The organism is Promicromonospora soli (genome assembly GCF_014653785.1).
GTDB classification, from domain to species: domain Bacteria; phylum Actinomycetota; class Actinomycetes; order Actinomycetales; family Cellulomonadaceae; genus Promicromonospora; species Promicromonospora soli.
On record NZ_BNAS01000012.1, the window covers coordinates 1 to 13,003 of the forward strand.

Consider the following 13,003-nt stretch of genomic DNA (forward strand, 5'->3'; position numbering starts at 1 on the left):
CTGCGCGTCCTGCTCCACGTCAAAGCTCGACGAGTTGGCCAGCAACGTGCCGTCCAGCGCCCTGGCCTCGTAGTTGAACCGCCCCAGCTTGCCCGACGCGGTCTGGGTCACCCACACACCCGAGTCGTTCAGCCGCACATCAGCCGTCGCCTCGCCGTCGTACCACAGAGCGAAGCCCAGCAGACCCGCACCGAAGAGGGTCACCACACCGACCGACGCAACGGACCTGCGGTTCTCAAACACGCTTGAGACCAGGCTCATGCGTCCTCCTCTTCATCACTCCACAAAAAGACTGCTCGCCCGGCCATACACACAGGCGCAACGGCAGCACCCTACCGAGCGAGAGGGGAATAGTCGCCAAATCACGGTGGGCAAAACGACCCATATCGGTCGTCCGTCGGGAGGTCTGGTTTCAGGCCGTCAGAGTTCAGTAGGACGCCACGCGGCGTTCGATCCATGCCCTTGCCTCGACGGCCGTGTGACCGGTCGCCTGGCGGTACAGCCTGGTCGCTTCGGCTCGCCTGTCCGACCAGATGCACCTGTCGATCTCGGCCAGCGTCTCCGGCAGGATTCCGTCCACGGCCGGGCCCTCGATGCCGAGGTGCTTGATCACCCGATCCACCTTGCGTTCGACTCGATCGACCGCCCGCCCGGTTGAGTTCACCGTGATGAGCACGAGCAACAGGACGACGAGTATCGCTACGGGGACGAGCTCCGCGATGTACATGGCGAAACCGTAGCGGGCGAAAGTCCGACGACTGATGCGATCGACCCGCCTCTGAGCCCGGGGCTTCCCCTTGACCGGAATACCCCGAGGGGGTATATGGTTCGGAATACGGCTACCCCCTAGGGGTACCATCGAACCCGAATGGAAGGAAGAGACCATGGCGACGACGAGCGAGTACCAGGTCACCGGAATGAGCTGCGGGCACTGCGAGGTCGCGGTCCGCGGCGAGGTGGGCCGGCTTCCCGGCGTGGAGCAGGTCGACGTGAGTGCCGCGACCGGCAAGCTCGTCGTCCGGAGCGCTGCCGTGCTGGACGACGCCGCGGTCGTGGCCGCCGTGGACGAGGCCGGATATGAGGCGGAGCGGGTCGCATGAACGTCCCTCAGCGGCTCGGCCTGTACGGCGGGGGCCTTGCGGCACTCTTCGTCGCGGCCTTCGTCGTCGCCGGTGCGGTGGTCCCGGAGCGTTCCGTCGCCGCGTGGTCGGCGACGACCGAGGGGGAGTCAGACGGCATGGAGGGGATGGAAGACATGGAAGGCATGAACGAGGGCCCCAGCGAAGCCACATCGGTACGCGGGCTCTCGCTCGAACAGGACGGCCTGCTCCTGAGCCCGGTCAGCGTTCCCGGCGAGACGGGCGAGACCGGAATGCTCTCGTTCACCATCACGTCGGCTGACGGCGAGGCGGTGACCGGCTTCGAGACCGAGCACGACAAGAAGCTGCACCTGATCGTGGTGCGCTCCGACGGTGACCAGTTCCGTCATGTCCACCCGACGATGTCGGCCGACGGCGTCTGGTCGATCCCGTGGACGTGGGCGGAGGCGGGCACCTACCGGGTGTTCACCGACTTCGTCCCCGAGGCGACCGGCGAGAACGTGACGCTCACCCGCACGGTCGATGTCGCCGGACCTTTCTCGCCGCAGCCCGCGACGTCGGCGTCGACCAGCAATACGACCGGCGGCTACACAGCGACGCTCACCGGAGACCTGAGCGCGGACGGCGACTCCATGCTCACGGCGACCATCACGAAGGACGGCGAGCCGGTCACCCAGCTGGAGCCGTACCTCGGCGCCTACGGGCACCTCGTCGCGCTGCGCGAGGGCGACCTGGCCTACCTGCACGTGCACCCCGAGGGTGACGAGCCGGAGGCCGGAGCGGAGTCCGGTCCGGACATCGAGTTCATGACCGAGGCGCCAACGCCCGGCCGGTACCTGCTGTACCTGGACTTCAAGGTCGACGGGGAAGTGCACACGGCGCGCTTCGTCCTGGACACGACAGGGAGGGCATGATGACCACCGTCGATCTCGAGATCGGGGGGATGACCTGCGCGTCGTGCGCGATGCGGATCGAGAAGAAGCTCAACCGCCTCGACGGAGTGACCGCTACGGTCAACTACGCCACGGAGAAGGCGAAGGTGACGGCGCCGGCAGGGTACGACCTGAGCGCGATCGTCGCCGAGGTGGAGAAGACCGGCTACACGGCGGTCCTGCCCACCCCGAAGAACAGCCCGGAGGACGACGGCGACGCCGTCGGCTCGCGGGACATGGAGCTGCTGTCGCTGCGGAACCGGCTGATCGGCTCGATCGTGCTCGCGATCCCGGTGATCGCGATGGCGATGGTGCCCGCCCTCCAGTTCACGTACTGGCAGTGGGCGTCGCTCGCGCTGGCGGCCCCGGTGATCCTGTGGGCGGCATGGCCGTTCCACAAGGCCGCATGGACCAACCTGCGGCACGGGGCGGCGACCATGGACACCCTCGTCTCGCTCGGCGTCGGGGCCGCGTTCCTCTGGTCCCTGTACGCGCTGTTCCTCGGCACCGCGGGCGAGCCGGGGATGACGCACGGGTTCGAGCTGGCCATCGCTCCGTCGGACGGCGCCGGCAACATCTACCTCGAGGTCGCCGCGGGCGTCACGATGTTCGTGCTCGCCGGGCGCTACTTCGAGAAGAGGTCCAAGCGTCAGGCCGGCGCTGCTTTGCGCGCTCTGCTGGAGCTCGGCGCGAAGGACGTCGCCGTGCTGCGCGGCGGCACCGAGACCCGGATCCCGGTCGAGAGCCTGTCCGTCGGCGACGAGTTCGTCGTGCGCCCGGGCGAGAAGGTCGCCACCGACGGCGTCGTCGTCACCGGCTCGTCCGCCATCGACGCGTCGATGCTCACGGGGGAGTCCGTCCCGGTCGAGGTCGGCGTCGGCGACGCCGTGGCGGGGGCCACCGTGAACTCGGGCGGCCGGCTCGTCATCCGGGCCACGAGGGTCGGCTCGGACACGCAGCTCGCGCGAATCGCCCAGCTCGTCGAGGACGCCCAGTCCGGCAAGGCCGAGATCCAGCGCCTCGCCGACCGCGTCTCCGGGATCTTCGTCCCGATCGTCATCGCGACAGCCGTGGCTACCCTCGGCTTCTGGCTCGGCGGCGGGTTCCCCGTGACCGCTGGGATGACCGCCGCCGTCGCGGTGCTGATCATCGCCTGCCCCTGCGCGCTCGGGCTGGCCACTCCGACCGCCCTGCTGGTCGGAACGGGACGAGGCGCGCAGCTGGGCATCCTCATCAAGGGGCCCGAGGTGCTGGAGTCGACCCGCAAGGTCGACACGATCGTCCTGGACAAGACCGGCACCGTCACCACCGGCAAGATGACCCTCCTCGACGTCGTCGTGGACGACAGCACTACCCGCGAGGAGCTGCTCCGGCTCGCCGGCGCCCTGGAGGACGCCTCCGAGCACCCCGTCGCGCAGGCCATCGCCAAGGGCGCCACACAGCAGGTCGGCGACCTGCCGACCCCTGAGTCCTTCGAGAGCATCCAGGGTCTGGGGGTGCAGGGCGTCGTCGACGGGCACGCCGTCGTCGTCGGCCGGGAGAGCCTGCTCGCCGACTGGTCGGAGTACCTGCCGGCGGACCTGGCGGAGGCCAAGGCTCAAGCAGAGGGTGAGGGTAAGACCGTCGTGGCGGTCGGCTGGGACGGGCAGGCGCGCGGCATCCTCGTCGTCGCGGACCAGATCAAGCCGACCAGCGCGGCCGCAGTCGCACAGCTCACCGCGCTCGGGCTGACCCCCGTGCTGCTCACGGGCGACAACCGGACCGTCGCCGAACAGGTAGCGGCCGCGGTGGGCGTCACCCAGGTGATCGCGGAGGTCATGCCCCAGGACAAGGCCGACGTGATAGCCCGGCTGCAGGCCGAGGGCAAGGTAGTGGCGATGGTCGGCGACGGCGTCAACGACGCACCTGCCCTCGCCCAGGCCGACCTGGGCCTGGCGATGGGCACCGGCACCGACGTCGCCATCGAGGCGGCGGACATCACCCTGGTCCGCGGCGACCTCAGCTCCGCCGCCGACGCGATCCGGCTCTCCCGCCGGACGCTCGGCACGATCAAGACGAACCTGTTCTGGGCCTTCGGGTACAACGTCGCGGCGATCCCGCTGGCCGCGCTCGGCCTGCTCAACCCGATGCTCGCCGGTGCGGCGATGGCGTTCTCCAGCGTCTTCGTCGTCGGCAACAGCCTCCGACTGCGCTCCTTCGCGAGCCGGACGGCGGACCCCCAGGTGCCCGCACCGACCGGGCGGGTCGCCCGGACGCTGCAGGACGCCTGACCAGCTCACCATCGACGAAAGGACCCAACATGGGACACGACCACTCCCACGGCGACCACGAGCACGGCGATCACGCGCACGGCGGCCATTCGCACTCGCACTCGGCCGCGGCGAGCCCTCTCGGCGGCAACCTGCTCGGCCCCTCGGCCGACGAGATCGCGGAGTGCCCCGTGATGCGCGGCAGCACGGTAGTGAAGTCCGAAGCCGAGGCGAAGGGCCTGTTCCGCGACTACGAGGGCCAGCGCTACTGGTTCTGCTGCGCGGCCTGCGAGGCCCCGTTCGACGCCGACCCCGCGAAGTACGCGGCCGCGGCCTGATCCGCGCAGCCGGAGGTTCCGCGGCGCTCGTGATGCGCCGCGGAACCTGCGACTTCGCCCCTGCAGCCAGCACGTTCGACCAAGTGGAGATGACACCATGGGAACCATGACCGACACAGGATCCCCTGCCGACCTCGACGTGCGCGGGGAGGGCGACGCGCACGTCACCCACGGATACATCACTGACAAGGCCAACTACCTCGCCCGGCTCAAGCGCATCGAGGGGCAGGCTCGCGGGATCCACCGGATGGTCGACGAGGAGCAGTACTGCATCGACATCCTGACCCAGGTGTCCGCCCTGACCAAGGCGCTCGAGAGCGTCGCGCTCGGCCTCCTGGACGACCATCTCAAGCACTGTGTGGTGGACGCCGCCCGGACCGGCGGTCCCGAGGCCGACGCGAAGGTCAAGGAAGCCTCCGACGCGATCGCACGGCTCGTCCGCTCCTGAGCTCGTCCGCGACCGGGTGCAGCCCGGGTTCTTCAGTCGCGCAGGGCCATCGAAAGAGCGAAGGCGACGGCGTCCTGGGGCGTGGCCGCGGTCGGGGGAGCGTCGGGCAGCGGGTTGCCGTCCGCGTCCAGGACCTGCCAGCCGCCGAGGCTGATCACCGGCACGCCGCGCCACTGGGCGAGCGCGAGCTCGGACAGGGTGCCCCACGAGCCGCCGACGGCGATCACGGCGTCGGCCGACCACACCACGACGGCGTTACGGGCTTCGCCCATGTTCGTGGCCAGCACGGCGCTGAGGTCGGGGTTGGCGTCCTTTTTCGTTGATCCAGGCCGCACGCCGATGACGAGGCCGCCGGCCAAGCGCGCTCCCGCCGAGACGGCTGCCATCACCCCTGCCCCGCCGCCGTTGAGCACCGTCACTCCGGCCTCGGCGAGCAGGCGCCCGACCTCGTGAGCGTGCTCCCGGTCCTGTTCGGTGCAGAAGCGCGGGCCGCACACGGCCACCTGGATGGGCATCGGTTCTCCCTCCTGGGCGGTGCGACGTCCGCTTCGGGCAAGCTATCCGGCATGGCCCGGCGGGACCGGTGACCTGGCTCGCCGACTTCGGTCCGAGGTCATCTGCGCGCAGACGACATCGGACCGAACTCATCATGCCTCAGCCCGGCGGGTGGTGCGCCACCATCAGCGGCGCACCACCCTCGGCGTCACATGCCGGCGAGCAGACCCTCCATCGTCTGGATCTCGCTCGACTGGCCGTCGATGATGGCGCCGGCCATCTCGACGGCGCCCTCGTGGGCGCCGTCCCCGACCTCGGTCTGCGCCATCTCGATGGCACCCTCGTGGTGGACGATCATCTGCTCGAGGAACAGCCGGCTGGCTTCCGCCCCCTCGGCGCCTTCGAGCGCCTGCATGTCGTCCTCGCTCATCATGCCGCCCAGGGACTCGTCGCCCATTGAGTCGTCACCCATGGAGTCGTGGTCCATGCCCATGGAGTCGTCCGGCTGCTCGGCGCCCCACTCGTCGAGCCAGGTGCTGAGCTGCTCGATCTCCGGGCCCTGAGCCTCCTTGATCTGCGTGGCCAGGTCGGTGACCTCCGAGTCGATCCCCTCCTTGCCGAGGATGACGTCGGACATCTCGATTGCCTGCTCGTGGTGCGGGATCATCATCTGCGCGAACATCACGTCCGCGTCGTTGAACGCGGCGCCGTCCCCGGCGCTCTGGTCGTCCGAGGGCGACGCGCCTTCGGACATGGACGCGCCGGACATGTCCATGCCGGAGTGGTCGGAGCCTGAGCCGTCGGAGCCGGTGCAGGCAGAGAAGGTCAGGGCGGTAGCCAGCACGAGGCTGGGCGCAAGGATGCGCTTCATGGTTCATGGGCCTTTCAGTTCGGAGTAGCTGACACACGGCGCGGCCCCGGAAGGGTCGCGAAACGGCCGACCCGGCAGGGTCGGCATGCGCGTGCTTCTACGTCCGCAGGATGCCCAACGCGTGCAACGACGGCGGTGCCGCCGGTCGCGAGCGCGGCGCGGCCACCAGAACCCGCCGGGCGAACGGCAGCAGGACCGTGTTGAGGAAGCTCGCCGGCGGTGCGGCGAGGGTCAGCAGGACGACGAGCACCATCAGGCACATGGCTGTCGTCATGTCGTGCGCGTCGTGCGAGCCACAGCCGGATGAGCAGTCCGAGCCTTCGACGCCGGCGCCGGCGTGCGAGGCGGGGACGCCCGGCTGGGCCGGCGCCGCCACGTCGTGCGCCGCCGCAATCCCGGCTGGCGTGACGTGTGCGGTCGGCGAGCCGCTCATCGAGTGCATCGACACCACGCCCGCGATCACCACGGCGATCATCAGCGCGCTGGCCACCCCTCGCCGCGGTGCGGCGAGCAGCGACCGAAGGATGCTGATCACGTGCATCACGCCGTCCACCCTAGTGGCTCGTGGATGCCAACGTGACCTCGGCGAGCGTCGTTCGGAGCACTCTCGCGACCCCTTGACGAGGATACCCCCACGGGGTATATATGGTTCTACTGCTGCCCCCACGGATCACTGCTCAACCCAGGAGCGATTCCATGAACGAGTCCCACATCCACCCCACCAAACAGCCTGTCGCACCGGAACCCGCAGTGCACCACGAGCACGGTCACGAGCACGGTGACGCCCTCCACGCGATGCACGAAGACCACACGTCGCACGACGGCGACCACGCAGGTCACGCGGACCACGGGGACCACGCCGGTCACGTGGAGCACGGGGACCACCACGCCAGTCACGCCGAACATGCGGGCCACACCGTCCAGGCAGTCGCCACTGACCAGGCCGCGCCCGCGGGTCACGCCGCTCACGCCGACTCGGCCGAGCACAGCGACCACGCCGAGCACGCCGGCCACACCGCTCATGCCGAGCACGCCGGCCACGGCGGCCACGGCGGCCACGCCGGACACGGCGACCACGTCGGCCAGTTCCGGCGGCTGTTCTGGATCATGCTGGTGCTGGCCGTACCGGTCGTGGGGTTCTCCAGCATGTTCGCGATGATCCTCGGCTACACGCTGCCCGAAGGCGGCTGGGTGACCGCGGTCTCGCCAGTGCTGGGCACCGTCATGTACGTGTGGGGCGGGTCGCCGTTCCTGACCGGGGCGGTGAGCGAGCTCCGCTCCCGCAAGCCGGGGATGATGCTGCTGATCGGCCTGGCGATCACCGTCGCGTTTGTCGCCTCCCTGGGTGCCAGCCTCGGCCTGCTGGACCACCAGCTCGACTTCTGGTGGGAGCTGGCGCTCCTGATCGTGATCATGCTGCTCGGCCACTGGATCGAGATGCGTTCGCTCGCGCAGACGACGTCGGCCCTGGACTCCCTCGCGGCACTGCTCCCGGACGAGGCGGAGCGCGTCGACGGGGACCAGATCGTCAAGGTCTCGCCGGCCGATCTCGTCGTCGGCGACGTCGTCGTCGTGCGGCCGGGTGGGAGCGTCCCCGCGGACGGCCGCGTCGTCGACGGCCGCGCGGAGATGGACGAGTCCATGGTGACGGGGGAGTCGCGCACCGTCCCGCGCGGCCCCGGCGAGCCGGTGACCGCGGGAACGGTCGCCACGGACTCCGGAATGCGGATCGAGGTGACGGCCACCGGCGACGACACCGCCCTGGCCGGCATCCAGCGGCTCGTGACCGAGGCGCAGAACTCGTCGTCGCGCGCGCAGCGCCTGGCGGACGTCGCGGCGGGCTGGCTGTTCTGGTTCGCCCTGGCCGCAGCGGCGGTCACGGCAGTGGTCTGGTCGGTCGCCGGACTCCCGGACGCCGCCGTCATACGCACCGTGACCGTGCTCGTGATCGCGTGCCCCCACGCCCTGGGGCTCGCCATCCCGCTCGTCGTCTCGATCGCCACCGAACGGGCCGCCCGTGGTGGCGTGCTCGTCAAGGACCGGCTGGCCCTGGAGAGCATGCGCACCGTGGACACCGTGCTGTTCGACAAGACCGGCACGCTCACGAAGGGTGAGCCCACCGTCGCCGACGCGCAGCCGGCCGGCGACGTCGACGCCGACATGCTCGTCGCGCTCGCCGCCGCCGCGGAGTCGGACAGCGAGCACCCCCTGGCCAAGGCCATCGTGCGCGCGGCGCAGGAGCGCGGCCTCACGGTCCCGCGGGCCACGGGCTTCACCTCGTCGCCCGCGGTCGGGGTGACCGCTACGGTCGACGGCCACGAGATCCGGGTCGGCGGACCGCGGCTCCTGGAGGAGAGCGGCCAGGACGAGCTGCCGGAGGCGGACGCCTGGCGCAAGGACGGGGCGATCATCCTGCACGTCCTGCGCGACGGGGCGGTGGTCGGCGGGATCAAGCTCGCCGACGAGGTGCGCACGGAGTCCGCGGACGCAGTCCGGAAGCTGCACGACCTGGGCGTCCAGGTGGTCATGATCACCGGCGACGCCGAGGCGGTCGCGCGGTCCGTGGCGGAGGAGATCGGCGTCGACCGGTATTTCGCCGGCGTCCGGCCGGAGGACAAGTCCGCCAAGGTCCAGCAGCTGCAGGGCGAGGGGCGCAAGGTGGCGATGGTGGGCGACGGCGTCAACGACGCCCCGGCGCTGGCGCAGGCCGACGTCGGCATCGCGATCGGAGCCGGAACCGACGTGGCGATCGCGTCCGCCGGCGTCATCCTCGCGAGCGACGACCCCCGGTCCGTGCTGTCGGTGATCGAGCTGTCGCGAGCCAGCTACCGGAAGATGAAGCAGAACCTGTGGTGGGCAGCCGGGTACAACCTGATCTCGGTGCCGCTCGCCGCGGGCGTCCTGGCGCCGATCGGCTTCGTGATGCCGATGTCGGCGGGCGCGGTCCTGATGTCGCTCTCGACGGTCGTGGTCGCGCTCAACGCCCAGCTGCTGCGCAGGCTCGACCTCCGTCCGGGGAAGTGAGGCGGCCCCGGCCGACCGTTCGTGCACCCGATGCCCGATCGCCGGCCGGAGTTGCATAGGCTGAGTGGCATGACGACACATCGACCCGAGACGGGGGCGCCGTGGGCGGCCTGATGGGACTGCTGGACGACATCGCCGCGCTCGCGAAGCTGGCGGCGGCGTCGATCGACGACGTCGGTGCGGCCACGGGCCGCGCGACCGCCAAGGCGGCCGGCGTGGTCGTGGACGACACGGCCGTGACGCCGCAGTACCTGCGGAGCGTCGCGGCGAAGCGCGAGCTGCCGATCGTGTGGAAGATCGCGGTCGGGTCGATCCGGAACAAGCTGGTCTTCATCCTCCCGGCCGCGCTGCTGCTCAGCCAGTTCCTGCCGTGGCTGCTGCCGATCGTCCTCATGATAGGCGGCACCTACCTCGCGTACGAGGGCGCGGAGAAGATCTGGCACAAGGTCTCCGGCCACCACGACGCCGAGCTGCCGGCCACCGAGGTCAGCCCCGAGGCCGAGAAGAAGATGGTCGCGGGCGCCATCCGCACCGACCTCATCCTGTCGGCCGAGATCATGGTGATCGCCCTCGACGAGGTGGCCGACGAGACGTTCTGGTCCCGGCTCGCGATCCTCGTGGTCGTGGCGTTCGTCATCACGGTCATCGTCTACGGCATCGTCGCGGCCATCGTGAAGATGGACGACGTCGGGCTGCGGCTGGCCACGTACGACTCCGGGTTCTCGAGGACGCTGGGCCGCGGGCTCGTCAAGGCGATGCCGGTGGTCCTCGCGGTCATCTCCGTGGTCGGCACCGTGGCCATGCTCTGGGTGGGCGGGCACATCCTGCTCGTCAACCTGGGGGCCGACGGCACCGGCTGGATCCCCGCGCCCTACGAGTGGGTGCATCACATCGAGCTCGCGATCCACGACGGCGCCGGCGCGTTCGGCGGCACGCTCGGCTGGATCTTCAACACGCTGTGCTCCGCCGTCGTCGGCCTGGTGGTCGGTGGCCTCGTGGTGGCCGTGCTGCACCTGCTGCCGTCCCGGAAGAAGGAGACCCAGGAACACCCGGTCAGGGGCTGATCTCAGGGCCTGACCGGGGTGCGCAGGCTGGCGAAGGCCATTCGCCGGCGCAGCGTGAAGCCGAGCTTCTCGTAGAGCCGGATCGCGCCGGTGTTGTCCGCCGCAGCATGCAGCATGGCGCGCGCGCCGGGCTTGTCGACGCCGGGCTGGTGGACGTGGTGCACGACGTCGAGGACCAGGCGCGCGGCCAGGCCCTGGCCGCGGTACCGCTCGTCGGTCGCGACGGCGCTGATCTCGGTCCAGCCGGCGGGCCGCAGGCGCTCGCCGGCCATGGCCACGAGGCGCCCGTCGCGCCGGATCCCGATGTATCGACCCAGCTTGTAGGTGCGGGGCAGGAACGGGCCGGGCTGCGCGCGCGCCACCAGGTCCAGCATCTCGGGGACGTCGGCGGAGCCCAGGATCACCGCCTCGTCGTCGGGCCGCCCGCGCAGCCGCCCGGTCTCGACGAGCTGTACGCCCTCGAAGGGCTCTCCTCGCTCCCAGCCGGGTGGCAGCGTGACGGACTCCGGCGGGGCCGGGAACTCGGCGTCGTACCCGACCAGGTCGACTATCGCGTCCCAGACGCCCGGATCGTCCCAGGAGCGGACGGCGGCGAACGGCGAGACGTCGGTGGGGTACCGCCGGACGAGATCGCCGCCCTCCGCCAGGTGGGCGTGCGCTCCCGTGAGCGACGACCACGCGGGATTGTCCAGGGCGGCGTCGTCTTGGTCCCCGTCGCCGGACCCGGTGTTGTCCTGGACCGGGCGGTCCGCGTCGACGATGCTCATGCGAGGTTTCCGGACGTGAGGTTCACGTCCATCACCAACGGGCGCCCGGCCGCGCGCATTCCGGTCCGGCCGCCCGTCGGTGACGCACGCACCGCCCACCGGCGGCAACCGCTCAGCACAACGGAACCGCTCAGCGCAGCGCCGCCTCCGCGGCGCGCGAGGGCGCGGGCGCCCTGAAGATCGCCACGATGTTGACGACGAGCGCCACTGCGACGATGGCCATCACGGGCACCAGCAGTTCAGCGCTCGTGGACGGCCCGGTAGCCAGGAGGTCCCAACGGCCGATCGCGACAGTCCCGGCGAGCATCGCCCACAGCGCGGTCTCCAGCGCGGGGAGCCATTCGCCGGCCCGGACGTGGAAGCCGCTCGCCATCAGTGTGACGACAGCGATGCCGACCGCTGCGAGCGGCGTCGTCCACTCGAAGGTGTCCAGGAGCATCGGGAGGATCAGCGCGACGGGCGCGGCGACCTCCGCGATGCCGATCAGGATGGTGAGCGGTCGTGGGACGTCGTCGAACCCGGTCCAGCGGTCGATGCCGCGCCCGAGGATCTTGGGCAGGCCCGCGAACAGGAAGAACAGGGCGAGCAGGATCTGCGCCGCCCACAGCGTGGTGGTGAGCAGGGTGGTGGTGAGCATGGTGCTCCTTCAGCTTGTCGGCCGGCGGGTTGCCGGCGGCTGCGGGACAGGACGAACGGGAGGGCACGTGTGTGACGCTGTCACACGGGAGAGGACGCGATCGTCTTGTGCACATGACTGAAAACGAACGCAGCGCAACCGAACGCAGCGCAACCGAACGCAGCGCAACCGAACGCAGCGCAACCGAACGCGTAGCCGCCGCCTCGCGGGACGACCGGGCCTATCTGCTCGCCGTCGCGCACCGGATCCTGGGCGATCTCGCCGAGGCCGAGGACGTGGTGCAGGACGCGTTCGCGCGCCTCGCGGCGCAGGAGGTCGGCGAGATCCGGGACCTGCGCGGCTGGCTGGTCGTGGTGGTGCGCCGGCTCGCGCTGGACCGGATCGGCTCGGCGCACGGCCGGCTCTCGGCGCCGCACGACCCGACCGGCTGGGACTTCGACGTGGTGGCGGACGCGCCGGACCCGGCGGACCGCGTCACCCTGGACGACGAGATCCGGCGCGCGCTGTCCGTGGTGCTCGAGCAGCTCACGCCGGGGGAGCGAGCGGCATTCCTGCTGCACGACGTGTTCGGGATCCCGTTCGAGAGCGTGGCCGAGATGGTAGGCCGCACTTCCGCCGCGTGCCGGCAGCTGGCGAGCCGCGCCCGGCGCGCGATCCGGGAGTCCGGTCCGACGGCGGACGCGCCGCGCGCCGATCCGGAGCTGCAGGGCGTCGTCGACAGCTTCATCGCGGCGTGCGCCGGGGGAGACCTGGACGCGCTGGCGCGGATCCTGCACCGCGACGTGTCGGGCTGGGCGACCTTGCGCGGCGAGCGCGTCGGGTTCGACGTCGGCGCCGAGCGGGTGGCTGCCGGATCGCTGAAGTACCTGGGTCCGCAGTCCGGCTGGACGCTGGCTCCGCTGGCCCTGGACGACGGAATGGCCGTCGTCGGCACGCGGGGCGGCGACCCGGTGGCGCTGATCCGGCTGCTGATCACCGACGGCCTGATCGCGGCGATCCATACGGTGCTGCTGCGCTGACCACCGCGAGTGAACGATGTTGCGGTGAACGATGCTGCGCGGCCCTCGCCGCGATCTGG

15 protein-coding genes are annotated in these 13,003 nt (G+C 70.7%); 8 read left to right on the top strand and 7 right to left on the bottom strand.

All coding sequences use genetic code 11. The features are described from left to right. Both IE250_RS23870 and IE250_RS23875 read right to left on the bottom strand, forming a co-directional pair. Positions 1-261 (bottom strand): hypothetical protein (locus tag IE250_RS23870; protein WP_189668378.1); only part of this gene is annotated, 261 nt, incomplete at its 3' end. Between the two features lie 166 nt (positions 262-427). Continuing rightward, complete coding sequence (locus tag IE250_RS23875; protein ID WP_189671823.1) at positions 428-727, bottom strand: hypothetical protein; 300 nt, start codon at positions 725-727, stop codon at positions 428-430. Between the two features lie 157 nt (positions 728-884). On the opposite strand from IE250_RS23875, the gene IE250_RS23880 reads away from it, so the two are divergent. The 5 genes from IE250_RS23880 to IE250_RS23900 all read left to right on the top strand — a co-directional run bounded on the left by IE250_RS23880 (position 885) and on the right by IE250_RS23900 (position 5,067). Continuing rightward, positions 885-1,100: a heavy-metal-associated domain-containing protein gene (locus IE250_RS23880; protein WP_189671824.1), complete on the top strand. Its 216-nt coding sequence runs from the start codon at positions 885-887 to the stop codon at positions 1,098-1,100. Beyond that, on the top strand, positions 1,097-2,014 hold the full coding sequence (locus tag IE250_RS23885) for a DUF8832 domain-containing protein (protein ID WP_189671825.1): 918 nt from the start codon (positions 1,097-1,099) through the stop codon (positions 2,012-2,014). Before IE250_RS23880 ends, IE250_RS23885 begins: the two co-directional genes overlap by 4 nt. Continuing rightward, positions 2,011-4,302, top strand: coding sequence for a heavy metal translocating P-type ATPase (locus IE250_RS23890; RefSeq protein WP_189671826.1), 2,292 nt, complete (start codon positions 2,011-2,013; stop codon positions 4,300-4,302). Before IE250_RS23885 ends, IE250_RS23890 begins: the two co-directional genes overlap by 4 nt. Positions 4,303-4,331: 29 nt before the next feature. Beyond that, positions 4,332-4,619 carry a YHS domain-containing protein gene (locus IE250_RS23895; protein ID WP_189671827.1) on the top strand — a complete coding sequence of 96 codons (288 nt, stop codon included), beginning with the start codon at positions 4,332-4,334 and terminating at the stop codon, positions 4,617-4,619. Between the two features lie 106 nt (positions 4,620-4,725). Continuing rightward, a complete protein-coding gene (locus IE250_RS23900; protein ID WP_229872734.1) occupies positions 4,726-5,067 on the top strand; it encodes a metal-sensitive transcriptional regulator in 342 nt (113 codons plus the stop codon). A 32-nt stretch (positions 5,068-5,099) separates the two neighbouring features. On the opposite strand, the gene IE250_RS23905 is transcribed toward IE250_RS23900, so the two are convergent. The 3 genes from IE250_RS23905 to IE250_RS23915 all read right to left on the bottom strand — a co-directional run bounded on the left by IE250_RS23905 (position 5,100) and on the right by IE250_RS23915 (position 6,974). Next, positions 5,100-5,582, bottom strand: coding sequence for a TIGR00725 family protein (locus IE250_RS23905; RefSeq protein WP_189671829.1), 483 nt, complete (start codon positions 5,580-5,582; stop codon positions 5,100-5,102). A 188-nt stretch (positions 5,583-5,770) separates the two neighbouring features. Then, entirely contained in the window at positions 5,771-6,433 is a 663-nt protein-coding gene (locus IE250_RS23910; protein ID WP_189671830.1) for a DUF305 domain-containing protein, read from the bottom strand. Between the two features lie 97 nt (positions 6,434-6,530). After that, entirely contained in the window at positions 6,531-6,974 is a 444-nt protein-coding gene (locus tag IE250_RS23915) for a DUF6153 family protein (RefSeq protein ID WP_229872742.1), read from the bottom strand. Positions 6,975-7,228: 254 nt separating this feature from the next. Here IE250_RS23915 and IE250_RS23920 point away from each other — a divergent pair, with 254 nt between their 5' ends. Next, positions 7,229-9,457, top strand: coding sequence for a heavy metal translocating P-type ATPase (locus IE250_RS23920; protein WP_229872743.1), 2,229 nt, complete (start codon positions 7,229-7,231; stop codon positions 9,455-9,457). A 113-nt stretch (positions 9,458-9,570) separates the two neighbouring features. Then, positions 9,571-10,521: a DUF808 domain-containing protein gene (locus IE250_RS23925; protein WP_189671832.1), complete on the top strand. Its 951-nt coding sequence runs from the start codon at positions 9,571-9,573 to the stop codon at positions 10,519-10,521. 2 nt (positions 10,522-10,523) lie between these two features. Here the strand turns inward: IE250_RS23925 and IE250_RS23930 are convergent, their stop codons facing one another. Then, positions 10,524-11,288 carry a GNAT family N-acetyltransferase gene (locus IE250_RS23930; protein ID WP_189671833.1) on the bottom strand — a complete coding sequence of 255 codons (765 nt, stop codon included), beginning with the start codon at positions 11,286-11,288 and terminating at the stop codon, positions 10,524-10,526. A 130-nt stretch (positions 11,289-11,418) separates the two neighbouring features. After that, a complete protein-coding gene (locus tag IE250_RS23935; protein WP_189671834.1) occupies positions 11,419-11,925 on the bottom strand; it encodes a DoxX family protein in 507 nt (168 codons plus the stop codon). 113 nt (positions 11,926-12,038) lie between these two features. Between IE250_RS23935 and IE250_RS23940 the strand changes: the two genes are divergently transcribed. After that, a complete protein-coding gene (locus tag IE250_RS23940; RefSeq protein ID WP_189671835.1) occupies positions 12,039-12,944 on the top strand; it encodes a sigma-70 family RNA polymerase sigma factor in 906 nt (301 codons plus the stop codon). The last annotated feature ends 59 nt before the right edge of the window (positions 12,945-13,003 follow it).

Coding starts and splice junctions, on each gene's coding strand:
- IE250_RS23875 (WP_189671823.1), bottom strand. CDS start 727: ATGTACATCGCGGAGCTCGTCCCCGTAGCGATACTCGTCGTCCTGTTG.
- IE250_RS23880 (WP_189671824.1), top strand. CDS start 885: ATGGCGACGACGAGCGAGTACCAGGTCACCGGAATGAGCTGCGGGCAC.
- IE250_RS23885 (WP_189671825.1), top strand. CDS start 1,097: ATGAACGTCCCTCAGCGGCTCGGCCTGTACGGCGGGGGCCTTGCGGCA.
- IE250_RS23890 (WP_189671826.1), top strand. CDS start 2,011: ATGATGACCACCGTCGATCTCGAGATCGGGGGGATGACCTGCGCGTCG.
- IE250_RS23895 (WP_189671827.1), top strand. CDS start 4,332: ATGGGACACGACCACTCCCACGGCGACCACGAGCACGGCGATCACGCG.
- IE250_RS23900 (WP_229872734.1), top strand. CDS start 4,726: ATGACCGACACAGGATCCCCTGCCGACCTCGACGTGCGCGGGGAGGGC.
- IE250_RS23905 (WP_189671829.1), bottom strand. CDS start 5,582: ATGCCCATCCAGGTGGCCGTGTGCGGCCCGCGCTTCTGCACCGAACAG.
- IE250_RS23910 (WP_189671830.1), bottom strand. CDS start 6,433: ATGAAGCGCATCCTTGCGCCCAGCCTCGTGCTGGCTACCGCCCTGACC.
- IE250_RS23915 (WP_229872742.1), bottom strand. CDS start 6,974: ATGCACGTGATCAGCATCCTTCGGTCGCTGCTCGCCGCACCGCGGCGA.
- IE250_RS23920 (WP_229872743.1), top strand. CDS start 7,229: ATGCACGAAGACCACACGTCGCACGACGGCGACCACGCAGGTCACGCG.
- IE250_RS23925 (WP_189671832.1), top strand. CDS start 9,571: ATGGGACTGCTGGACGACATCGCCGCGCTCGCGAAGCTGGCGGCGGCG.
- IE250_RS23930 (WP_189671833.1), bottom strand. CDS start 11,288: ATGAGCATCGTCGACGCGGACCGCCCGGTCCAGGACAACACCGGGTCC.
- IE250_RS23935 (WP_189671834.1), bottom strand. CDS start 11,925: ATGCTCACCACCACCCTGCTCACCACCACGCTGTGGGCGGCGCAGATC.
- IE250_RS23940 (WP_189671835.1), top strand. CDS start 12,039: ATGACTGAAAACGAACGCAGCGCAACCGAACGCAGCGCAACCGAACGC.